20 protein-coding genes are annotated in these 22,192 nt (G+C 73.2%); 5 read left to right on the top strand and 15 right to left on the bottom strand.

Translation table 11 applies throughout. The features are described 5' to 3' along the window. Positions 1 to 111 precede the first annotated feature (111 nt). Positions 112 to 408 (bottom strand): DUF6332 family protein, encoded by a 297-nt coding sequence (locus ACFVS9_RS23115; RefSeq protein ID WP_389935001.1) that lies wholly within the window; start codon positions 406 to 408, stop codon positions 112 to 114. A gap of 127 nt (positions 409 to 535) precedes the next feature. Here ACFVS9_RS23115 and ACFVS9_RS23110 point away from each other — a divergent pair, with 127 nt between their 5' ends. Continuing rightward, complete coding sequence (locus tag ACFVS9_RS23110; RefSeq protein WP_389934998.1) at positions 536 to 937, top strand: MarR family transcriptional regulator; 402 nt, start codon at positions 536 to 538, stop codon at positions 935 to 937. A 542-nt stretch (positions 938 to 1,479) separates the two neighbouring features. Here the strand turns inward: ACFVS9_RS23110 and ACFVS9_RS23105 are convergent. Together ACFVS9_RS23105 and ACFVS9_RS23100 are read right to left on the bottom strand one after the other, a co-directional pair. Then, complete coding sequence (locus ACFVS9_RS23105; protein ID WP_389934995.1) at positions 1,480 to 1,848, bottom strand: SCO4225 family membrane protein; 369 nt, start codon at positions 1,846 to 1,848, stop codon at positions 1,480 to 1,482. Between the two features lie 80 nt (positions 1,849 to 1,928). Beyond that, complete coding sequence (locus tag ACFVS9_RS23100; protein WP_389934992.1) at positions 1,929 to 3,152, bottom strand: MFS transporter; 1,224 nt, start codon at positions 3,150 to 3,152, stop codon at positions 1,929 to 1,931. Between the two features lie 121 nt (positions 3,153 to 3,273). Between ACFVS9_RS23100 and ACFVS9_RS23095 the strand changes: the two genes are divergently transcribed. Next, positions 3,274 to 4,488 (top strand): ROK family protein, encoded by a 1,215-nt coding sequence (locus tag ACFVS9_RS23095; protein ID WP_383115683.1) that lies wholly within the window; start codon positions 3,274 to 3,276, stop codon positions 4,486 to 4,488. Between the two features lie 41 nt (positions 4,489 to 4,529). Here the strand turns inward: ACFVS9_RS23095 and ACFVS9_RS23090 are convergent, their stop codons facing one another. The 5 genes from ACFVS9_RS23090 to ACFVS9_RS23070 form a co-directional block, all read right to left on the bottom strand. Then, entirely contained in the window at positions 4,530 to 5,420 is an 891-nt protein-coding gene (locus ACFVS9_RS23090; protein ID WP_389934989.1) for a phosphotriesterase, read from the bottom strand. Beyond that, complete coding sequence (locus ACFVS9_RS23085; RefSeq protein WP_383115681.1) at positions 5,417 to 5,998, bottom strand: DUF4865 family protein; 582 nt, start codon at positions 5,996 to 5,998, stop codon at positions 5,417 to 5,419. The genes ACFVS9_RS23090 and ACFVS9_RS23085 overlap by 4 nt, the downstream gene beginning before the upstream one ends. A 9-nt stretch (positions 5,999 to 6,007) precedes the next feature. After that, complete coding sequence (locus tag ACFVS9_RS23080; protein ID WP_389934986.1) at positions 6,008 to 6,601, bottom strand: TetR/AcrR family transcriptional regulator; 594 nt, start codon at positions 6,599 to 6,601, stop codon at positions 6,008 to 6,010. A 224-nt stretch (positions 6,602 to 6,825) separates the two neighbouring features. Then, the gene (locus tag ACFVS9_RS23075; RefSeq protein WP_389934983.1) at positions 6,826 to 7,353 is read right to left on the bottom strand and encodes an ATP-binding protein; all 528 of its coding nucleotides are present in this window, start codon (positions 7,351 to 7,353) and stop codon (positions 6,826 to 6,828) included. Positions 7,354 to 7,515: 162 nt separating this feature from the next. Further along, entirely contained in the window at positions 7,516 to 7,929 is a 414-nt protein-coding gene (locus tag ACFVS9_RS23070) for a hypothetical protein (RefSeq protein ID WP_383115678.1), read from the bottom strand. Between the two features lie 231 nt (positions 7,930 to 8,160). Here ACFVS9_RS23070 and ACFVS9_RS23065 point away from each other — a divergent pair, with 231 nt between their 5' ends. Further along, positions 8,161 to 9,294 (top strand): PLP-dependent cysteine synthase family protein, encoded by a 1,134-nt coding sequence (locus ACFVS9_RS23065; RefSeq protein WP_383115677.1) that lies wholly within the window; start codon positions 8,161 to 8,163, stop codon positions 9,292 to 9,294. A 32-nt stretch (positions 9,295 to 9,326) separates the two neighbouring features. On the opposite strand, the gene ACFVS9_RS23060 is transcribed toward ACFVS9_RS23065, so the two are convergent. Continuing rightward, entirely contained in the window at positions 9,327 to 9,761 is a 435-nt protein-coding gene (locus tag ACFVS9_RS23060) for an SRPBCC family protein (RefSeq protein WP_383115676.1), read from the bottom strand. A 69-nt stretch (positions 9,762 to 9,830) separates the two neighbouring features. Beyond that, on the bottom strand, positions 9,831 to 10,661 hold the full coding sequence (locus tag ACFVS9_RS23055) for a DeoR/GlpR family DNA-binding transcription regulator (protein WP_383115675.1): 831 nt from the start codon (positions 10,659 to 10,661) through the stop codon (positions 9,831 to 9,833). Positions 10,662 to 10,888: 227 nt separating this feature from the next. Here ACFVS9_RS23055 and ACFVS9_RS23050 point away from each other — a divergent pair, with 227 nt between their 5' ends. Beyond that, entirely contained in the window at positions 10,889 to 13,273 is a 2,385-nt protein-coding gene (locus ACFVS9_RS23050) for a hypothetical protein (protein ID WP_389934978.1), read from the top strand. Here the strand turns inward: ACFVS9_RS23050 and ACFVS9_RS23045 are convergent. The 4 genes from ACFVS9_RS23045 to ACFVS9_RS23030 all read right to left on the bottom strand — a co-directional run bounded on the left by ACFVS9_RS23045 (position 13,243) and on the right by ACFVS9_RS23030 (position 18,014). Then, positions 13,243 to 15,675 (bottom strand): right-handed parallel beta-helix repeat-containing protein, encoded by a 2,433-nt coding sequence (locus tag ACFVS9_RS23045; protein ID WP_383115673.1) that lies wholly within the window; start codon positions 15,673 to 15,675, stop codon positions 13,243 to 13,245. The two genes, ACFVS9_RS23050 and ACFVS9_RS23045, sit on opposite strands and share 31 nt — an antisense overlap. 210 nt (positions 15,676 to 15,885) lie before the next feature. Continuing rightward, on the bottom strand, positions 15,886 to 16,503 hold the full coding sequence (locus ACFVS9_RS23040) for a hypothetical protein (protein WP_389934975.1): 618 nt from the start codon (positions 16,501 to 16,503) through the stop codon (positions 15,886 to 15,888). A gap of 134 nt (positions 16,504 to 16,637) precedes the next feature. Beyond that, positions 16,638 to 17,462, bottom strand: a complete 825-nt coding sequence (locus ACFVS9_RS23035) for an MOSC domain-containing protein (protein ID WP_389934972.1) — start codon at positions 17,460 to 17,462, stop codon at positions 16,638 to 16,640. A gap of 45 nt (positions 17,463 to 17,507) precedes the next feature. After that, on the bottom strand, positions 17,508 to 18,014 hold the full coding sequence (locus tag ACFVS9_RS23030; protein ID WP_383115670.1) for a DUF6643 family protein: 507 nt from the start codon (positions 18,012 to 18,014) through the stop codon (positions 17,508 to 17,510). Positions 18,015 to 19,627: 1,613 nt separating this feature from the next. Between ACFVS9_RS23030 and ACFVS9_RS23025 the strand changes: the two genes are divergently transcribed. Beyond that, positions 19,628 to 20,941, top strand: coding sequence for a TerD family protein (locus ACFVS9_RS23025; protein ID WP_383115669.1), 1,314 nt, complete (start codon positions 19,628 to 19,630; stop codon positions 20,939 to 20,941). Positions 20,942 to 20,975: 34 nt separating this feature from the next. Here the strand turns inward: ACFVS9_RS23025 and ACFVS9_RS23020 are convergent, their stop codons facing one another. Next, positions 20,976 to 22,160, bottom strand: a complete 1,185-nt coding sequence (locus ACFVS9_RS23020) for a glycosyltransferase (protein ID WP_389934969.1) — start codon at positions 22,158 to 22,160, stop codon at positions 20,976 to 20,978. Between the last annotated feature and the right edge of the window lie 32 nt (positions 22,161 to 22,192).

Genomic DNA, 22,192 nt, shown 5'->3' with positions numbered 1-22,192 from the left:
ACACGGGGCGGCCGCGCAAGCGCCACCGGTCTGTTCATCCCTCAGGTGCGCGTCAGCCACCGCCCGTGGGCCACTTCGGAGCCGGGGCGCGGAGGCGGGTTGTCGTACGGCCTACGGGTCGGAGTCCCTCCGTACGTCCCGGGTCGGCCCGGCGGGTGGCAGGCGCCCCTCCTCGCCGGCGCGGGGGAAACGCCACAGCACGTGGACGACCCGCGTGGCGAACGCCAGCCCACCGAGCGCGGCCCCGGCCCGGAACAGCCCGCGGTCCCAGCCGTCGGACAGGTCGAGAAGCAGGGCGGGGAGGGACACCCCGACGAACGTCGCCACGGCCACCAAGCCCCCACTGAACAGGGCGTAGCCGATCTCGACCGTTATCGCGTCCCGCTCCGCCTGAGTGCGCCGTGACATGCTCCCAGTGTCACAGGGGGCTATGACCGACAGCAAGCATGCTTCTGCGTACCGTAGCCGCCCGGCATCATGCGTGTGCATCTATTGCACGCGCATGGATAACCTGCCGTTCTGCTAGCGTGCGGTCATGGCAGCGACGAAGTCCGAGCAGGCCCTGGTGGGTGAGTGGCGCGAGATGCTCGCGCTCCATGCCAGGACCCTGAACGAGCTCGACCGGGCGCTGGACCAGCACGGCCTGGGAGCCAGTGACTTCGAGGTGCTTGACGTCCTTGCCGAGGCGGCGGGGGAGAGCGGTGGCGCCTGCCTGCGCGTGCAGGAGATCGCCTCGCGGGTCCATCTCAGCCAGAGTGCTCTCTCACGGCTCGTTGCCCGTCTGGAGAAGAACGGCCTCCTGCGCCGCGCGATGTGCAGTGAGGACCGGCGCGGCGTCCGCGTGGAACTGACCGGAGCCGGCCAGGCCCGCCACGCGGAGGCCCGCCCCGTACAGCGTGAGGTGCTTTCCCGGATGCTGAACGGTGCTGCGCGCTGAACCGGGCCGGTGGGCGAACCGGGCCGGTGGGTGGTTCCGGCCGAAGCCTGGCCTTCCGGCGGATCCGTGGACGTCGGCAGGATCGTGAACGGCTGACCGTCCGCGGGCCTGAGGGCCCGTGCTGGGTCCCGGAAACGGATTCGCCCGGCCTGCTCTGCCCTCTCGAAGGGCGCGAGCTGATCTGTAACCGGCTCCCTCCCGCGAACCCGAGTACGGACCGATCGGGAACCGGTCCGACCCATCACCGCGGTGAACCGGAACCGGTCCCATCCGTAACCGCTCCGCATCGAAATCGGTCCGGGGCGGAACCCTGCGCCCACGGGGCGCCCGAGCCTACGTACCTACCTCGGAGCGGGCCCCCGGCAGCAGGGCAACGGGCAGACACTGCCCCTGCGGCCCTGCGGCCCTGCGGCCCTCCCGCCCAGAGGTCCTGCGGTTTCTCAACGTCCCGGCCCCAGGTGCCCGTGGCCCGGTACCTTCCGCCCAAGAAGCGCCGGGCGCGGTTCGTTCCCGGCGCCCGGGCCATGGGCTCGCCGCGCCCCTCAGGTGCCCTGGGGGTGCGCCGAGCGGCCGTGGCGGGAGCCTCGGATCAGCTGGGAGAACCACCCCAGCGCACACGCCTGGACGAGTACCGACACCACCAGGGCGAGATAGACGAACCAGGCCGGGCCCCCGGTGTCCCCGCCGGCCATCGAGCTGCCCAGGAAGAAGACGAAGACGGTCGGCGCGGCAAGGAAGAACAGCCAGACCCCGGCGAACGACGCGTCGTCGTGGGACACGAACAGCGCGTCGACCGCGACGAACACCGCGACCGCCAGGACGAGGCCGAGGTAGATCCGCGAAGCAGTGTTTCCGAAGGTCAGCCGCGTCAGTGTGCGCAGCGGCCGCGTGTTCATCGTCCGGTGATTCATGTCCCGCTCCCCGTAGAAGGCTGTTACCTCCATCCTGCGCCGGGGGAGCGGCCGGTGCCTGAGTACGACTACTCAATCGTTCAGGTGTTCGTCGCGTTGCGGGCGGTGTAGCCCAGCGCCGCCGCCGTCGCGGCCAGCAGCGTCACCGTGGTGAGGGCCACCGGAAGGGAGAACCAGTCGGCGAGGAAGCCGATGACCGGCGGCCCCAGGAGCATCCCGCCGTAGCCGAGGGTCGACGCGGCGGCCACCCCGCTGGGTCCGGCCAGCGCGCCGGCCCGGCCGACCGCCACCGGGAATATGTTGGCCAGGCCCAGACCGGCCACGGCGAAGCCGAGCAGCACGAGCCAGACGGCCGGGGCCAGGGCGCCCAGCAGCATTCCCGCCGCGGCCGTCGCCCCGCCCGCCACCAGTGTCCGGGTCTGCCCGAAGCGCTCCAGGAGGGCGGTGCCGCTGAGCCTGCCGACGGCCATCGTCAGCGCGAACAGGGAGTATCCGGCCGCCGCGAGACCGGGGGCCGCCCCCAGGTCCTGGCTGAGGTGCAGCGCGCCCCACTCGGCCAGCGCACCCTCGCCGTACGCCGTGCAGAGGGCGATGACACCGAACAGGACCACGATCCGGCGCGCCTGGGGGCTCATCCCCTTCGGCGGTTCAGGGGCGTCCGCGGGGCGCCGCCCGGCCGGGGCCGCGGACGGGCCGGCGCGCAGCAGCACCGGCCCGGTCAGGGCCGTGACGAGAAGTCCGAAGCCCGTGAGGGCGAAGAGGTGCGTCGCGGGGGAAAGACTGCCCGCGACCAGCCCGCCGAGCCCCGCACCGGCCATCCCGCCGAAGCTGAACGCGGCGTGGAAGCTCGGCATCACCGGGCGCCGCAGCGCGGTGACCAGATCGACGGCCGCGCTGTTCATCGCCACGTTCATCCCGCCGTACGCCGCGCCGAAGAGCAGGAGCACGAGACCCAGGGCGAGCGCCGAACCCGTCTGTGCCGGAAGGGCGATGCTCAGCGACAGCAGTACGGCGCAGACGACCGTGACCGCGTGGCTTCCGTGGCGCCGGCAGAGCCTGCCCGTGAGCATCATCGTGACCACCGCACCGGCGGAGACGCCGAGCAGGGCGAGCCCCAGGGTGGAGGCGGTGGCCCCCGTCTGCTGCTTGATGGCCGGGATGCGGACCACCCAGCCGGCGAAGAGGAATCCGTCGAGGGCGAAGAACACGGTCAGGGCGGTGCGGAGGCGGGCCCGCGGGAGCGGGGCGGTGTCTCCGCCAAGTCCTGCCGACAGGGCCGTCCGCAGTTTGTTTACGCGCGGCACAAAGTGAGGATAGAGTCGCCCCGACGGCGTGCGCAAGGCCGCTGCGCCGGTGACCGGCCGGTGAACACCGCGGGATGCCGAGGCGTCGGCAACCGCCCAGGATCATGGGAGACTCGCCCCCATGAACGGCAAGTCGACCGCCACGCGGACGAAGTTGGAGAGGGGCCGCAGCGCGCTCGGGCCCGCCCTGGAGCTCGTGCACACCGGGCGTGCTCCCACGCGTGCCGTACTGACCTCGGAGCTCGGCGTCACCCGTGCCACGGCGGGCGCGGTGGCCGCGGAACTCGAGGCGCTCGGGCTCATCAAGGTCGACTCCAGCCCGGGCTCGGCCGCCGGTTCCCAGGGCCGCCCCTCGCACCGGCTGTCCGTGCGCGACAGCGGGCCCGTCGCGCTCGCCGCCCAGGTGCACTCCGACGGCTTCCGTGCCGCGCTCGTCGGGCTCGGCGGCAGGATCGTGGCCACCGCGCCCGGCTGCGTCGCCGTCATGGCCGACCCCGCCCAGGTCCTGGGCGAGGTCGTCGAGGCCGGGGCGCGGCTCCTGCACGAGAGCGGGCTGCGCTGCGTGGGCGCCGGGCTCGCCGTCCCGTCCGCCGTGGCCGAACCCGAGGGCACGGCGCTCAACCCGCTGCACATCGCCTGGCCGGCCGGAGCGCCGGTCCGGGAGATCTTCGCCGGCTGCGTACGGGCCGCGGGGATCAGCGGCCCCGCGTTCACCGCGAACGACGTCAACCTGGCCGCCCTCGCGGAACACCGGCACGGCGCCGGGCGTGGTGCTCAGCACCTGCTCTGTGTCGCCACCGGCCACCGGGGGGTGGGCGGCGCGCTCGTCCTGGACGGCCGTCTGCACACCGGGAGTTCGGGGCTCGCCCTGGAGGTCGGGCACCTCACCGTGAACCCCGAGGGCCGCCCGTGCCACTGCGGCGGACGCGGCTGCCTCGACGTCGAGACGGACCCCCTCGCCTTCCTCACCGCGGCCCGCCGGGAGCCCGGCCCAGAGGAGTCGCTGCTCAAGCAGTCGGGCGACCTGCTGCGCGCGGAGTACGGGGACCCCGATGTGCGGGCCGCCGCGGAGGAGTTGATCGACCGGCTGGGCCTCGGTCTCGCCGGGCTCGTCAACATCCTCAACCCGGACCGGATCATCCTGGGCGGGCTGCACCGCGATCTCCTGGAGGCCGACCCCGAACGGCTGCGGGCCGTGGTCGCCGACCGCAGCCTGTGGGGCCGCAGCGGCAGCGTGCCGATCCTGTCCTGCACCCTGGACCACAACAGCCTGGTGGGCGCCGCCGAACTGGCCTGGCAGCCGGTGCTCGACGACCCCCTCGCCGCCCTCGCCTGACCGGCCGCGAGGAAGCACGCCGCCGGTCAGGGGGCGACCCCTCAGGCACCTGCCAGAGCGAACGCCCGCGCCGGGTTCTGGACGAGCATCGCCTCCACGGCGTCCTCCCCCAGTGCCCGCACCAGCCGGGGGCGCAGCCGCCGCAGCAGGTACGGCATCCCCGGCGTCCCGGGCACCGTGGTGTCGCCGCCGATCAGCAACTGCCCGCCGAACCCGGCCTCCGCGAGTGAGGCGAGCTGCCCGGGCAGCAGCCAGTCCGTGGCGTGGTGGGCGCGCGAGGGACCGTCGAACGCGAGGAACGCGCCCGCCCGCGCGGCGTCGAGCTGTGCGACGCCGTCCGGGAACCGGCCCAGGTGGCCGAGGATCACCCGCCGCGGCTGCACCCCCAGCTCTCCGCACAGCAGATCCAGCACGTCCCCGGCCGCCGTCCCCAGCTCCAGATGGACGGCGATCGGGGCCCCCGTACGGTGATGGGCCCCGGCGGCGGCCGCCATGGTGTGCCGGGCGTGCGCGTCCACGTCGTGGAACGCGCCGGCCACCTTGATCAGCCCCGCCCGCACGCCCGTCGTGCCGATCCCGTCCGTGATCTCCGAGACGAACAGGTCCTCCAGCCCGGGCATGACGCGGGCGAGCACCTCGGGCGCGTACTGGGCCGCCCGGTGCAGACCGGTCGCCGCGACGATCCGCGTCCCCTCGGATCGGGACAGGGCCGCCAGATCCCCGGCCCGCCTGCCCATCCCGTACGGGGTCCACTGGACGACGGTCCGCCCGCCCTCCGCGCGGAAGCTCCGCAGCCGCTCACGCGCGTCCGCCGGGTCGTCCAGCTCCTGTCCCGGCAGGGCGGGGGAGCGGATGAAGAGGTGGTCGTGCGCGTCGCAGACGCCGAGTTCCCCGGCCGGGACGTCCCCGAGGACCGTGCGGACCAGGTTCACCACTGCTTCCCCCGCCCCAGCCGGTCACGCTCCGGCGACGACACGTGCAGCACCTCGTAGCGGTCGCCCGGCACCCGGGGCGGCTCGTCCTCCCAGAGGCTGAAGTGGAGCAGCTCCCAGTGGTGCGGGTCGACGGCCAGCGCCGTGGCGACGGCCCCGGGTGCGCCGGCCGTCACGCGGCCCTCCTCCAGCGCCGCCTCCACGGCGGCCGCCGGCCGGACGGTGTCCGCGATCCGCTCGCGGTGGCGCACAGCGGTGCGGGGCGGTGCCCCCGAGGCCGCCCCCTCCCGGTAGGAGAGGCCCGCCCAGTGCCGCACCGCGGGGCGGCCGAAGTCGTCGACGACGCCCTGGAAGCCGGGGCCCCGGAGGAAGCTGTTCATGCCCTCGGGGGCCGACCACAGATACAGCGGGGCGTACTGGTTGACGGGCGAGGCCCCGCCCCGTTCGCGGACCAGGTACGCCTTCAGGCCGAGGCCCGGGAAGGCGTCGAGGAGATGGCCCCGGGTCGCCACCCGCCTGCGGATGATCCCCATGTCGTAGTCGGCGGGAAGGGTGATCTCGTACTGCATGGCGTGCACGTGTGCTCCTCAGGCCGGACGGACCGGTGTGGTGTGCGGGGCGAGAAGGGCGAGCAGACCCCGGACGGCCGCGTCGAAGGCGGCGGCCGAGCCGGACGCGCGGGCCAGGACGTAGCCGCCCTGGACCGTGGCCACGACGGCCGCCGCGATCTCGCTAGGGGCGACGGCGGGGGAGAACTCGCCCTGGTCCAGGCCCTCCTGGAGGACCTCGGCGAGCCGTTCCCGCAGCCAGCCGAGCGTCTCGTCCACCGGGGCGCGCAGCGCCTCGTCGGCCACCACGTCGGGATCCATCGTCAGCCGCCCCACCGGGCAGCCCCGCAGCACGTCCCGCTCGCGCAGCAGATAGGCCGAGACCCTTCCGTACGCCGGTCCGGGGCCGTCCAGCAGGCGCCGGGCCGTCTCCCGCATCTCCGCGCAGGTGCGGAGCGCGGCGGCGAGCGCCAGATCGGGCTTGCCCGCGAAATGGTGGTACATGCTGCCCTGCCCCGCGCCGGCCCGCTGCTGGATCGCCTTGGGGCTGGTGCCCACGTAACCGCGCTCCCACAGCAGTTCCTGGGTGGCCTCGATCAGTCGCTCCGGGGTACTCATGAGAGCACTGTACATACCAGTAGGTACAGAATCCGGAGAACCGGCCAGGACGCCTCCGGGCCGGATCCCCGCCCCGCCCGGAAACCCTCGGCCCGTCACGGCGAGGGCTGCCCGGTGCGGCGAGGAGGGCGGCCGGGTTGCCCCTCCGCCCCGTCAGGATCCTGCCGTGGACGGGCCGGAGCGCGCCGACCGCGAACGGATCGACGCGCTCCGGTGCCGCCGTGCCCGGCCCCCTTCGGTCAGCCGACCACGGCCGACCGGGCCCGCGTCCGTGCTGCCGCCGGTTCCACGAGCCCCATGACGTCCGAGGCGAACGGGCCGTCGGTCGTCGACCCGTACACCGGGAGGGGATGCAGCGCGGCGGTGGTGAAGGAGGGTGCGGACAGGGTGAACCAGATGACCTTTCCCGCGTCATCGCTCGGTCGTACGCCCCAGCTCTCGCTGACCGCCGCGATCATCGCCAGTCCGCGCCCGGAGGTCGCGGACTGGTCGGCGTGACACACGGTCGGCAGCCGGGGGTCGTGGTCGTGGACGGATACCGTCAGCCGGTCGAGCAGCAGCTCGATCTCGACGGTGCACGATTTGTCCGGCTGTGCGTGCCGGTGGACATTGGTCAGCAGCTCGGTGACGCCGAGCGCGGCATGGTCGATCAGAGGATCGAGATGCCAGTAGCGCAGTTGCGCCGAGATGATTCTGCGGACCTGACCGATCCGCGACGGCAGAGCCTTGAGCTCCACCGCGCAGTGCCTGCTTGGCTCGCTGATCACGGCTGCGACTCCCCGAAATAGGTCCGGAAGAAGACGAAGGAACGGATCCAGCAGATGGCTGACTGCTGTTTCTGGTCATGCGTGGTCCGCCCCGCGTGGTTCCCGGCGGCGGCTTTCGCTGTCACCGCCGGTACACCATCAGTGACGTGAGACCAGCGTGACTCAGGGGGTTTGGCTCCGCAACTCGCGGTGTCCGTGGCGGACCGCCGTGTCAGGTCCGGCGTCCCGCGGGGCGCGCCGCAGCACCTCCAGGAATCTGCGGGCGGGCCCGGCACCGCCGGGCCTGCGGTTGCGCTGGCCCATGGTGAGCCGATAGCGCACCCCGTTGATACGGGCGATCGCCGAGTCGGCCGCCAGGAACCACGGTTTGCCCGCGCTCACCGTCGTCACCGGCGCACTGGCGATCTCGCGTCCGTTGCTCGTCAGCAGCGCGATCCGGCCGTCCTTGACGATCACTTGGCCTGCCCTGGTCAGCGACCGGGCCCACCGCTGGATCCTCACGTCGCTCGCGCGGAACTCCACCGCGCCGAACTCCGGCGCACCGAAATCCGCAGCGCTGAAATCTGTCTCGGCCATGGCGACTTCGCCCCCCCTCGTACCGGCTCCTGCAAGTCTGCCCGTGAACAGGGCCCGCGCACCAGTCCGCCTCCCCGCCGATCCGGCCGGCAGGCCGTGCCTCAGGACGGGGGAGCCCCGCGCCGCCCGGCCCAAGGGAGGGCTATGGGCCGTCAAAGTAAACGTTTGTGCAGGTGAGGGGAATATCGTGGAGGGCACCAGAGCATCGCCGTCACTCGAAGGAGACCGCTGATGGACACCGGTGAGCACACCCCAGGGAGTGGCGTCATGGAGACCGTTGACGTCGACCGGAGCGACCCGGACTACCGGACCTGGCTCAAGGAGGCGGTGCGCAAGGTGCAGGCGGACGCCAACCGTTCCGCGGACACCCATCTCCTGCGGTTCCCGCTGCCCGAGCACTGGGGCATCGACCTGTACCTCAAGGACGAGTCGACGCACCCGACGGGCAGCCTCAAGCACCGGCTGGCCCGTTCGCTCTTCCTCTACGGGCTCTGCAACGGCTGGATCCGCCGCGGCAAGCCCGTCATCGAGGCGTCCAGCGGCTCGACCGCCGTCTCGGAGGCGTACTTCGCGAAGCTGATCGGCGTGCCGTTCGTCGCGGTCATGCCCCGGACCACCAGCCCCGAGAAGTGCCGCCTGATCGAATTCCACGGCGGCCAGTGCCACTTCGTCGACGACGCACGCCGGATCTACGAGGAGTCCGCCGCCCTCGCGGCCGAGACCGGCGGACACTACATGGACCAGTTCACCTACGCCGAGCGCGCCACCGACTGGCGGGGCAACAACAACATCGCGGAGTCCATCTACCAGCAACTGCGGCTGGAGCGGTACCCCGAACCCGCGTGGATCGTCGCCACCGCCGGCACCGGCGGCACCTCGGCGACCATCGGACGCTACGTCCGCTACATGCAGCACGACACGCGGATCTGCGTACCCGACCCGGAGAACTCCTGTTTCTTCGACGGATGGACCCGCAACGACCAGCTGGCGACGGCCGACTGCGGTTCACGCATCGAGGGCATCGGCAGGCCCCGGATGGAGCCGAGCTTCGTGCCCGGAGCCATCGACCGGATGATGAAGGTGCCCGACGCGGCCACCGTCGCGGCGGTCCGGGTGCTGGAGCGCGCCATCGGCCGCAAGGCGGGCGGCTCGACCGGCACAGGGCTCTGGAGCGCCTTCAGGCTCGTCGCCGAGATGGTGGAGCGGGGCACCACGGGGAGCGTCGTGACGCTGTTCTGCGACCCGGGCGACCGCTACCTCGACAAGTACTACTCCGACGACTGGCTGAGCGGGCAGGGCCTGGACATCCGGCCGTACACGGAGACGATCGACCACTTCCTGGCCACCGGCACCTGGCCCTCCTGACCCGGAGGGGCCCCGGACGGCGCGGCGGCGGGTCAGTCCTCCAGCAGAACACCGAGCTCGCGGGAGAAGACCCTCCTGCCCGCCGTCGCCAGCAACGGATCGGCCCAGCGCGGCAGCAGCCGCACGCGCAGTTCCTCGACCCAGATCACATGGGAGCCCGAACCGGTCGGGCAGACATCGATCGACGCCCGGCCACGCACCACGGAACCCCGCTTCTCCAGCCGGCACACCCCCGCCCGGCCGGCGGCGGGCGGGGTCCACCGCACCACTTCCATCGGGTCGTCGAACCCCAGCGGCCCCACGCCCGTACGGGCCACGAAGACCGTACCGGCGCGGGTGGGCCCGCCCGAGGGGACGGTGACCGACGTGAGCGGAACGGTCCCGCCGTGCCGCTCCCAGTCCGTCACCCTCCGCCACGCCTCGGCGGGGGGCAGAGAAGTGAAGCGCTCGATACGGAATACGGCCACAGACCGATCCTAGGACGTCCGGCACCCGCGGGTACCGGAACGGAAGGCGCCGCGCCGTCCGCCGTCGGACTACTCGTCCGACGGCCCGCCCGCCACCACCAGCCCGGGCAGGTGCTCCGCCATCTCCTGCCTCGCGGCGTCCGGCAGCCCCGCGTCCGTCACGAAGGCGTCGACCTCGTCGAGCCCCGCGAACGAACTCAGCCCCACCGTGCCCCACTTGGTGTGGTCGGCGACCACCACCACCCGCCGGGCCGCCCGCACGAAACGCCGGTTCGTCTCGGCCTCCGCGAGGTTCGGCGTGGAGAGACCGGCCTCGACCGAGATCCCGTGCACACCGAGGAACAGCACATCGAAGTGGAGCGAGCCGATCGCGCGGTCCGCGACCGGCCCGACGAGCGAGTCCGACGGCGTGCGGACCCCGCCGGTCAGGACCACCGTGGCCGCTCCCGCCCGCGCCCCGCCCGCCGCCGACGGACGCTGCGCGCCGTGGAACACGTCGGCGACCCGCACCGAGTTCGTCACCACCGTCAGCCCCGGTACGTCCAGCAGATGACGGGCCAGCGCGAAGGTGGTCGTGCCACCGGAGAGCGCGATCGCGCTGCCCGGCACCGCCATCGCCGCCGCCGCCCGCGCGATGTCCTCCTTGGCACTGAGCTCCAGCGTCGACTTGGCCTCGAAACCCGGCTCGTGCGTGCTGGCCTCGACCACCGGGACGGCACCGCCGTGCACCTTCTCGATGACACCCTGACGCGCCAGCGCGTCCAGGTCCCGGCGGATGGTCATGTCGGAGACGCTCAGCTTGCGGGTCAGCTCGTTGACCCTGACCCCGCCCCGCTTGCGCACGTCATCGAGGATGAGCGCGCGCCGCTGCTCCGCGAGCAGGTTCTGGTTCTCGCTCAACGCCGGGCCCCGGCCCTTCCGTCTGTCCGCACGGTCCGGCAGCGGTCCTGCGGGACCTCCTCATCCTGCCACGCACCCCCGCGGCCCGTCCCACTGGGGAGATTCGGTGAGGGCCGATGCCGCGGGCGCGTCCCGTCGGCCATGGTGGTGACTGCGCATCAGTTCAGACCCGAGCCGCCCACCCCGCCGGCCGAGAGCCGGACGGACCAGAGAGCGAGTCACCGACATTGCCCCCTGCCTCCCCTGCCTCCCCGGCCGCGCAGAGCAGCGGCGCCGCACTGGAACTGCTCGTCCACGGGGTCGGCGGAGCCACCCCCCAGGAGATGCTCGGCGACCCGCGCACGACCAGGATCACCGGTGACACCACCGCCGCCGTGTACCGGCGCACCGAGGACGTCGGGGCCGAACAGCACCCCGAGCGCCACCGGGACGGCCCCGTCGCCGAGGCCTACTGCTGGTCCAACCTCACCTCCGGCAACGGCTCCCGGGCCCTCTGGCTGCTGCTGCTCCCCTTCATGGTGGTCAACATCGCTCACTGGATGAGACCCTCCGCACAGGGGCGCGCCCGGGCGGTCAGGCTCTACGGGGTCCTGGTACGGCTGCTCGCGCTCAGCCTCACCGTGCTGCTGACCGCCGCGGCGTGCGAGGTCGCCCTCGACCTCGTGGCCTGGCAGTGCGCCGGGACGCCCGAGTGCTCCGCGCAGCGCTCCTGGCTCGGCTTCCTGTCCACCCGGCAGGACGGGTGGTTCGCCCAGCCCGGACGCCGCCTCGCCGTCGCGGCGCTCGTACCGACCGCGCTGGTGGGGCTGCTCTGGTACCTGTCCAACCGCACCTGGAGCGCCTACGAGTCGCAGCGCCCCCTGGCCTGGGAGGACCCGGACAGCGCCCGGACGGACACCGACGAGGACACGGCCCCCCGGCCCGGCGCGCCCCTGGTCCGCCCGGCCCTCGGCAGGCCCGGCTTCTGGTACGGGCGCAGACTCGTGGCCCGCCTGCGGGCGGCGCACACCGCGGCCGGATTCCTCACGGTCGCGGCCGCGGTCGGCATAACGGCGGCCCGGTACGACCGTTCCGCCGACAGCCCCGTCCCCGCCGCGGTCGGCATCCTCCTCGAAGCGGCCCTCGCCCTCTGCGCGACGGTGGTCCTCACCGTCGTCTGCCACCGGGGCCGCAGCGAGCGCCGCCTCGACAACCGGATCGACCGGGCTGTCACCACCTACCTGCCCGGCTCCGCACTCGCCCTGCTGCTCTGCGCCGTCGTCCACGCCTGCTGGTCACGCCCCGGCTGGGTCTCCACGGGCGCCCTCCCCGGAGAGGCCGCCTTCCGCGCCCTCGCCCTCACCCAGGGCCTCCTCGTCGTCGCGCTCGCCCTGGTGGCCCGGAGCCTGTACCGGCGCGCCCCCGAACCGCGCACCACGCTCCACGGCCTCGGCGGCCCCGCGGTCGCCATGCTCGCCTGCGCCCTCGGCGGGGTGATGACCGGGGGCATCGCCCAGCGGGTGGGCGACTGGCTCGACGGCCCGGGCACACCGGGCATGGGCGCCGCCGCCGACATAGACGGCCCGCCCGTACTCCTCAGCTGGCAGGCGTCCGTCATCCCCGTCCTGCTGCTCCTCCTGCTTCCGCCGCTCGCCTGGCTCACGGCCCGCACCGTACGCCGCGCCCGCCGGATGGGGCCCGGGATCGAGGCGGAGTACAAGGAGGAGCACCCGGAGCCGGGACGTACCCGGCGGATCGCCCGCACCCGTGCCACCGCCGCGCTCACCGACGCCGCCCCCGGGATCCTCGGCCTGCTCTCCGGCGCCGCGCTGCTGCTCGGCGTCATGGCGGTGACCGGTTCCTGGCTCACCGGCCAGGTCCCCGGCCTCGCCACCGACGGCACGGGCCCGTTCGTCGAATCGCTCGCCGAGACGGCCCAGTCCACCGGCTCCTGGCTCACCGGGTTCGGCTTCATACTGTTCGTCACCTGGGGACGGCGCGCCTACCGCGACGTCTCCGCCCGGCGCACCATCGGCATCCTCTGGGACGTGGGTACGTTCTGGCCGCGCGCCGCCCACCCCTTCGCGCCGCCCTGCTACGCCGAGCGGGCCGTCCCGGACCTCTCGTCGCGGATGTGCGCCTGGACGGGGAGCACCCGCGGCCGACTCGTCATCTCCGGCCACTCCCAGGGCAGCGTGCTCGCCGCGGCGGCGGTGTGGCAGCTCCCCGACCCGGTACGGCGCCGGGTCGCCCTGCTCACGTACGGTTCGCCGATCGAGCGGCTCTACGGGCGCTGGTTCCCCGCCTACTTCGGCCGGGTCCCCCTCGAAGGGCTCGAGCGGTCCGTGCACTGCTGGCGCAACCTCTGGCGTGCGACGGACCCGATCGGGGGCCCGGTCCGCATCGACGAGGGACAGGGCCAGGAGGTGGACCGGGGCCCGCTGAGGGACCCGCTGGTCTACGGGCGCACCGTCGAACACCCCCTGCCCGAACCGATCCTGGGGCACTCGGACTACCAGGCCGACCCCGCGTTCGCCGTCGAGCGCGCCGCGCTCCTGGAACGGCTCGGGCCCGTCGTCCCCCAGCAGGCGGGCGGCGCCGCTCAGGGCAGCGCCGGCAGGTCCTCCGGATAGAGCATGGTCAGGTCGTCCGTGCTCGGCTCGGTGAGCTGGGCGACCCGGCCCGCGTGCCGCTCCACCATCGACTCGAAGGTCTGACGAGCCGTTCGGCCGTTGCCGAAGGCGGGGCCCTTGGGAAGCGCCGTGAAGTACTTCAGGAGTGCCTCCCCGGTGCCCTCCGCCAGGCTGTACTCGTGCTCGTCGGTCTGCTGCCCGACGATCCGCAGCAGTTCCTCGGGCTCGTAGTCGCTGAAGGTGATGGTCCGGGAGAAGCGTGACGCCACACCGGGGTTGACGGTGAGGAAGCGCTCCATCTCGTGGGTGTACCCGGCCACGATGACCACCACGGCGTCGCGGTGGTCCTCCATCAGCTTCACCAGCGTGTCGATGGCCTCCCGGCCGAAGTCGCGGCCGGAGTCCTCGGGCGACAGGGCGTACGCCTCGTCGACGAACAGGACCCCGCCGCGCGCCCGGTCGAACGCCTCCTGGGTGCGGATGGCCGTGGACCCGATGTGCTCGCCCACCAGGTCGACACGGGACACCTCCACCAGGTGACCGTGCTCCAGCACGCCGAGCGAGGCCAGGATCTCCCCGTACAGCCGGGCGACCGTCGTCTTGCCCGTGCCGGGGGAGCCGGTGAAGACCAGGTGCCTGCGCACCGACGCCGCCTTCAGGCCCGCCAGCCTGCGACGGCGGCCCACCTCGATCATGTCGGTCAGCGCCCGCACCTCGCGCTTGACGCTGTCCAGCCCCACCAGCGCGTCGAGTTCGCCCAGCACGGCCCCGGAGTCGCGGGCCGGCTCGGCGGGGGGCGGGGGTGCGGCTGCGGGCTCGGCGGTCCGCAGGCCGGGCATCGCGCCGAGCAGCCCTGGCGTGGTCTGTGTCGCGGTCAGGACCGCGGGAGCCGGGGGAGCGGGGGCGCGCAGACCGCTCTCGTCGCTGGTGCAGTCCTCGGCCACCGGACCGCCCGCGTGCCCGTCGCCACCGGAGCCGTCGGCGAACTCGTACCCCCCGCGCGCGCACCGCTCGGTGCGGCAGCGGGTCAGGGTGGACCGGCAGCCGTCCATCACGTGGAAGCCGTACCCCTCGCTCCCCGTGACCCGGCAGCTGTCGAAGGTGCCCCGGCCCTCGGCGGAGACGTAGAAACCCGCCTCCGCGGGCGAGGTGACCGTGCACCGCTCGATCGTCGGATCGGCGCCCTTGGTCACGATGACGCCGGTCTGCGCCGCGTCGATCGTGCAGTTGTTCAGCGTGCCGCCGCTGCCGTGGTCACGGAACCACGCCCCGGTGGAAGCCTCGCGGATCCGGCAGTCGTCGAGCTGGGCGGTGGCTCCGTCGCTGACCGAGACCGCCGTGTTGCGGATCTGGGAGAGATCGCTGTCCACGACGTCCGCCCGCGAGCCCCGGTCGAGGACGAAGAGGGCGTCGGGCACGTCGTGGACACGGCACGAGTCGAGTATCACCGTCGCCCCGTCACTGACCCACACCGCCGGGTAGTCGCCGGTGCTGTCGTGGATCTCGCACTGGTTGGCGTCGACACGGGTGCCCGGGTCCCAGACGGACAGGCCGTTGCGGCCGAACCTGCGGACCGTGGAGCGGGTCAGGGTGAGCACCGACCGGGACCGCAGGTCCACCGCGTTCTCCGGGATGTCGTGGATGTCGCAGTCCGCGAGGGTGAGGACGGCGTCGGTGTCCAGGGTGACCCCGTCGGACGACGTACGGTGCACGCTGCAGTCCGTGAGGTGCGCGGTGCCACGGGAGGTGACCTGCACCCCGCTGCCCTTGATCTCGTACACCTCGCAGCCCACCGCCTCCAGGCCGCTGCCCTCGCCGGTCACGCTCAGCCCCGCGCCCGAGGAGTGGTGCACACGGCACCGCTCCAGCCTCGGGTGCGCGCCGTCACGCACCGACACACCGGCCTGCCCGGCCGAGACGACCTCGCACTCCTCGAACACGCCGCCGGCCCCGTCGAGTACGGCGATGCCCACACCGGCCGGGTTGTCGACCGTGCAGCGCCGCACGGTGGGCCGTGCGGCACCCCGTACCTCCATGCCGGCGGCCGACCTGGTCACGATGCGCAGGTCCGACAGCTCGGGTGCGCCCTCCTCGACGAGCAGCGCGGGGGCCGCCGAGTCCTGTCCCTCCACATGGAGGTCCTGGACGACGGCGGAGGCGCGGACGGTCAGCGGGACGCCGTCGGGCGGCGCGATCCGTACGGAGCCGGCCGACCCCTCGGGACCGCGCAGCGTCACCGCCCGGTGGACGACGAGATTCTCCCGGTAGGTGCCGGGGGCGATGGTGAGGACGTCACCGTCCGCTGCGGCCTCCAGAGCGGCGGTGAGAGAAGCGTATTCGCCCGTGCGGCGCCGCCATCGCGATGTGCCGGTGTGCGTCACCTGGACCGTGCCCTGTGCCATGGTGCTGCTGTGCCCCCACCTCGTGCCGTGTGCGCTGCCTCGTGCTCGTGCCTGTCCCCGGGCACGCCGGTCCACCGGCAGCCCTCCGGCCCGCCTGCCGAGGAGTCGGGCGGGCCGGTCCACCGTAGCGCGCGCGGCGGACGTGAGTTGACGGGTCGGCTGCCGAGAGGTCCGGTGCGGCCGTGCGCGAGCCGGTCCGCGCGTCCGGGATCAGCTGCCCGTACCCGTTCTGCCCCAGTCGGGGCCGACTTCGGCCCAGGCGCGGTCCAGCCGGGCGTACCGCCGTTGCGTCATGCGCCATACGACGAGCCGGCGGGCGGCCTCCGTCAGACCTCCGGCGAGCAGCGCCGCACCGATGCCGGCGAGCGCCGCGTGGGTGTGGGCCGTGGAGGTGTCCATGGGGCGCATCGACGGATGGCCCCGGTCATTGGTCCAGATCCGGATCCGGGCGCCGGGGGCCGTGTGCGTGGACGCCGTCGACACGGTGCCGGTGCGTGCCGTACCGTCCGGCGCGAGCCAGTCGGCCACCACCGACGTACGCATGGAGCCCTCGGTGACCGCCGTTTCGGGGTCCTGGGCGAACCGGGACGTGCCCGTCGCGGGGCGGACCACGACGGCCGTGGTGAGACGCCGCTGGTCGTGCTGGGCCCGCACGGTGCGCTGGAGGGCCTCGTCCGTGAGCGCACCGGCCTTCCAGCCCAGTGCCGGGGCCGCGAGCAGCATCAGCGACAGCGCGACGAGCGCCACCCACGCCTCGTGACGGTCGGTGGCGCGGCACACGGGATTGCGCCGCCACCGCCGGATTCCCAGAACCGCTCGCACAGTCATGCACCCCCTTCCCTGTCCGTGATAACCCGGCAGGGCGGCGAATGCCTCGTCCGGCGACGAAGAGAGAGCAACCTCACGCCGCCAACGGGCCCTGCGGCCGGTCGAGTTCCGGCGTCCCGGCGGAATCCGCGCGGTCATCCGAGCACGCGCACCGGGTCCCCGACCCGGATCGTCCCCGTGCCCTCCGGGACCAGGTTCTGGCCGAAGAGGAGATGCCTGCCGACCCTGCGGTGCGCGGCGAGGGTGCGCAACGGCTCCTTGCCCCGCTCCGCCGTCCGCTGGTCGGTGGTCGTGACGACGCAGCGCCCGCACGGCTTCACGACACGGAAGGCGACCTCCCCGATCGCGATCCGCCCCCAGCCGTCCTCGGCCCAGGGCGCCGTGCCGTCCACGACCACGTTCGGCCGGAACCGGTCCATCGGAAGCGGCCCCTCGTCCGGATGGTCCCCCCGGGCCACCAGCGAGTTGAGCGCGTCCAGAGAGGCACACGTGGTCAGGAGCAGCGGGTAGCCGTCGGCGAGCGACACCGTCTCGCCCGGCCGGCCGAACTCCGGATCGACGGGCCTGCGGTGCGACGGCGCGTCGAGATGGACGAGCCGGACCTCCGCACCGAGGCGCGCGCCCAACCAGGCGTGTGCGGCCCCCGCGGCCACCACCACCTCGACCTTGTCCCGGTGCAGCTCCGCTACCACCGTGCGGACCGGCTCGGGCACCTCCACCCTCAGCGACGGGCTCCCCGGCGCCGACAGGACCACCGCGCCACCGGGCAGGTGATCGGCGGACAGCCGCGCCATCTCGGGCCGCTGACGCTGTGTGACCACCTTGTTCCCGATGTCGATCAGCATCCAGCGGCGGTCGCCGTCGAGTCCCCACGGCTCGACGACGGCCTCGTCGGCCGCCCGCGCGGCCAGCGATTTGACCGGGTGGATGTATACAGCACCGAGTGCGGGAGGACGCATGCCTCCATCCTGCCAGCCGTCACCGGCCGTGGGCGGCGACGCCCGTCAGTACCCCCGGCCCTGGTACGGGCGGTTATACGGGTCCTCGTACGGCGACTGCGCCGGAGCCGGGGCGGGCGCGGGCCGCGGGGACGCGGGGCGCATCGCCTCGTACCCCGTGCCGGGACGCTGCGGCTGCTGCGGCTGCTGCTGGTACCCGCGGGGGGCCGACGGCTGCTGCGGGATGTACGGCGCCGGGGCGTGCTGCAGCTGTGCGGGCTGCATCATCGGCGCCTGCTGCATCCCGGCGCTCTGGTACTGCGGCTGCGCCGCCGGCTGCGGGTAGCCGTAGGAACCGGAACCGGTCTGCTGCGACGGGCCGGCGGGCAGCGCCGGGAGCGCCGACGGCAGCGCCGGAAGATAGCTGTTCCCGGTGTCGTAGGCGGCGGGGACCCGGATCGGCGCGATCTGAGGGGTACCCCGCTCGGCGACCAGGGAGTCGTAGATCGGGGTGTCGGGGAACGACGGCGCGGCGTAGTAGCCGCTGCCGTAGGTGGAGCGGGGGGAGGTCATGACACATAAGTTAAGCCCACGATGTGCCGGTTGGGGAGCCCCAATCTTGGGGTTATCCGTTTTACGCTGCTTTTGTCGGCCTGACCTGCCTGGACATGGGTAAAGCCTCTGTTAACAACGGGGGTTTTTCCCTGGTGGACCCTGCGGCTGACAGGAACCGCAAAGGACGGCTCCCGATTGCTGTCCGCGCGGACCGGGAGGCACTTCGGGCCCGGCGTACGGTGCTTCACGGCTTTATCGGGAGATCGCCGATCGGTAACCGCGGCGCACCCGTTCACCCTGCCGGCGGCGCGGCGGAGGACCGGCCCGGCGGCTCCGGTCGGCCGGCGGCGGCCGTGCGGAAGCAGAGCCCGGGGAGCACAGGGACGGTGCTCCACCACTTCCCGAACGCGGTCCACTTGCCGCGCTCCCTGTCCCCGACCGTGTCACGGCGCCGGGGCGGCTCCCGCATGTCGTCCGGACGCGGTCCGTACCGGGCGGAGGAGTTGACCTGCCAGCTGACGGGCCGGTGGAAGTACCGGTGCCCGCCGAAGTCCGGGAGGACCCGGGGCCGTGCTCCAGGCGGCCGGTGGCCTTCCTGTCGCGCTCCGCCCTCCCGGACGCGCGGCGACGGACGCGTCCCTCGGCAGTCCGTCGGGATCCGCGAGGCACCGCGGCGGGAGCCCGGCGACCATGGCGTCGTATCCGGCGACCGTCCGGGCAGCCCCGAGGCCGTCGACCGGGTCCGCCGTGTGGAAGGTGGGATCCGGGTACCGCGAACGGGCCCGGGCGATCACCGACCCCTCGCCGGACCGCCCCGGTTCCCAGGAAGAAGACGTTCCGCCGGAGCGTCCGTTCACGGTGGATGAACGCCTCGTGGGGCAGCGCCTCGCCGGCGAGGCCGGGGAGGCGCTGGACGCGCCGGCCGCGACGTCCCTGACCGAACCGCAGAGGCTGGCCTCGTCCCAGTCCACCCCTCCGTCGTCCGGCGGTGGAGCACGGGCTTCCCGCCGCGCAGGTCGTGGACGCGCTCGCCCTCCAGGTGCTGATGCGTGTGGACGACGGAGTCGTTCGAGCGGCGCTCACGCGCCCTGCCGCCCGGGCGTCCGCCGGGGATCGGCCGTCACGCCCCCGCCCCGGTGGTCCTGTCGCGTTCGCGTCCGATCCCGGAGGACGTCATGCGTCGCGCTCGCTCCACGAAAGGTGGAACTCCCCGGCGCCTCCGAGGAAGCGGTCAGATCGAATTGCAGCGATTGCCTCGGTACTCCTGGGTCGGCGCGTAGTCGCGCACGGGGGATAGCGAACGTCCAGTTTCCTGAACTCGTTCAGTAGCGCTTCCTGTTGAGCCTCCGACCGGCCGGAGAGCAGGTCCGGGGAAAGCGGTCGTGACCGGCGTCGAGCGGTCAGCCGATGCCCAGCACGCGGCGAGGTCCTTCGTGATCCGGGGGTGGGCCGCGTTCCCCGGTCCGGGGGTACTTGGCAGAATGGGCTGACACCGGGCCGCGCCGTGATCGTGTAAAGAGGGAGTTCACGGAGGGGCACCGGCCGGATCGCCGGGCCTCTCCCGCCGGGACCGAGGGCATTTCGGCGGACCGGAGACCAGGCCGGCGGGAAACGCTCCGGCCGGACGCGTGATGGGGGCGAGCATGACCATGCAAAAGGGAACCAACGTCGCGGTGCCGGCCCAGGACGTGCGGGTCGAACTGGGCTGGCGCACCGCGCCCGGCACACCCGACGTGGACGCCTCGGCGCTGCTCCTGGTGGCGGGAAGGGTGCGCGACGACGCGGACTTCGTCTTCTACAACCAGCCGCAGCACGCGTCCGGTGCCGTGCGGCACGAGGGCAAGCGGACGGCCGGTGACACCGTTACCGACAGCCTCGCCGTCGACCTCGCGCGGATCGAGCCGGCGATCGACCGCGTCGTGGTCGCCGCCTCGGCGGACGGCGGCACCTTCGGACAGGTGGCCGGCCTCCACGTCAGGATCGTGGACGCGGCGAACGGCTCCGAGATCGCGCGCTTCGACAGCGCGGACGCCACCGTCGAGACCGCGTTCATCCTCGGCGAGCTCTACCTCCGTCAGGGCGCCTGGAAGTTCAGGGCCGTGGGGCAGGGGTACGACGCCGGGCTCGCGGGCCTCGCGACGGACTTCGGCATCTCCGTCGACGAGCCGCAGCAGACGCCGCCTCCCCGGGCGCCCCAGCAGTCACCCCCTCCCCAGCAGCCGCAGAGCGCCCCCCGGCCCCCCGCGCCCCCGGCCACCCCGCCGGCTCCCGCCAGCCCGCCGCCCGCGCCCCCCGTCACGCAGCCCGTGAGGCTGACCAAGGTCACGCTGACGAAGGAGGCCCCCTCGGTCTCCCTCTCGAAGCAGGGCGGCACGTCCGGCACGCTGCGCGTCAACCTCAACTGGGAGGTGCGCAAGCAGTTCAAGGGCTGGGGGGCCAAACTCGGCAGGGCCGTGGCCATGCACGCGGACCTGGACCTGGATCTCTGCGCACTGTACGAACTCACCGACGGCAGCAAGGGAGTCGTGCAGGCGCTCGGGAACGCCTTCGGTTCCCTCCGGATGCCGCCGTACATCCACCTCGACGGCGACGACCGCACCGGTGCGGTCTCCAGCGGCGAGAACCTCACCGTCAGCCTCGACCACAAGCACCGGCTGCGCCGTGTCCTCATCTTCGTCACCATCTACGAGGGCGCCCGGAGCTTCGCCGACCTGCACGCCACCGTCACCCTCCAGCCGCAGAACGGCGCGCCCATCGAATTCTCCCTCGACGAGTGCACCGTGCCCTCCACCGTGTGCGCGCTCGCGCTCATCACCGGCGACGGGGGAGACCTCACCGTGCAGCGCGAGGCCCGCTACCTCGTCCCGCAGCGCGGTGTGAGCCCCCAGCGGACCATCGACGCCGCGTACGGGTGGGGCATGAACTGGACCCCCGGGCGCAAGTGACCCCGCTGTTCGCCGCCGCTCCGGCGGGCCGGCCTCAGGGTTCCGGTGCGGCCTCGGGACGGGCGTACGTACGGCCCTTCCAGGCCGCGCCGAGCCCCCGGTAGTGCTGCACCGCCGAATCCACCGTCATCAGGAGGTAGAGGACCGCGGTGAAGGGCAGCAGGGGCGCCAGCCAGAAGGACTGCCTGTAGTACCCCAGCATCGGCATGTAGGTGCCGGCCATCACCGCCCAGGCGGCCCCGCCCGCCACCGCCGCCACCGGGTCGCCCGTCAGCAGCCCGGTGACCAGGGTGACGGGGGGTACGACGTAGACCAGGGCCAGACCCAGGACCGTACCGGCGAGCAGCGTCGGGCTGTGCCGCAGCTGGGCGTACGCGCTGCGCGCGACCATCCGCCACAGGTCCGACAGACGGGGGTAGGGCCGCACACTGTCCACCCGGTCGGCGAGCCCCAGCCAGATGCGCCCGCCGCTGCGCCGCACCGCACGTGCCAGCGACACGTCGTCGATCACCGCCTGCCGGATGGACTCCGGGATCCCCGCCCGCTCGGCGGCCCCGGCACGCAGCAGCACGCAGCCGCCCGCCGCCGCGGTGGTCCGCGACCCCGTGCCGTTCACCCGGCGGAACGGGTACAGCTGCCCGAAGAAGTAGACGAAGGCCGGGACGAGCAGCCGCTCCCAGGTGCTCGTGACCCGCAGCCGTGCCATCTGCGAGACGAGGTCGAACCCGCCCGCCGCCTCGGTCCCGGCCGCGGTGACCAGTTCCCGCAGACTGTCCGGCTCATGGGCGATGTCGGCGTCCGTCAGCAGCAGGAACTCGGGCTTCCGCCGCCGGGCCTGCGCCATCCCGTGCCGCAGGGCCCAGAGCTTGCCCGTCCACCCCGGCTCGGGCTCACCGGGTGTCACCACCGTCAGCGGCAGCCCCCCGTACCGCTCGGACAGCGCGCGGGAGAGGTCGCCCGTGCCGTCGCCGCTGCAGTCGTCGACGAGGATGATCTCCGCGTCACCCGGATAGTCCTGGGCGAGCAGGGACGGCAGACTCGTCGGCAGGACCTCGGCCTCGTCCCTGGCGGGTACGACCACCGCCACCGAAGGCCAGCGCGAAGGGTCCTCGCGCCGTCCGGGCAGCCGCTGGTCGGTCCTCCAGAAGAAGCCCTGGCCCAGCAGCAGCCACACCCACACGGTCAGTGAACCCACGGCGATCCAGGCAACGGCGCTCATCCGTCGAAGTGTGCCCCACTCCGGCGGTGCCG

The organism is Streptomyces sp. NPDC058008 (assembly GCF_042886395.1).
In the GTDB taxonomy this organism is placed as follows: Bacteria; Actinomycetota; Actinomycetes; order Streptomycetales; family Streptomycetaceae; genus Streptomyces.
The sequence above is the reverse complement of the archived record's forward strand: the minus strand, read 5'-3'. Positions and strand labels throughout refer to the sequence as shown.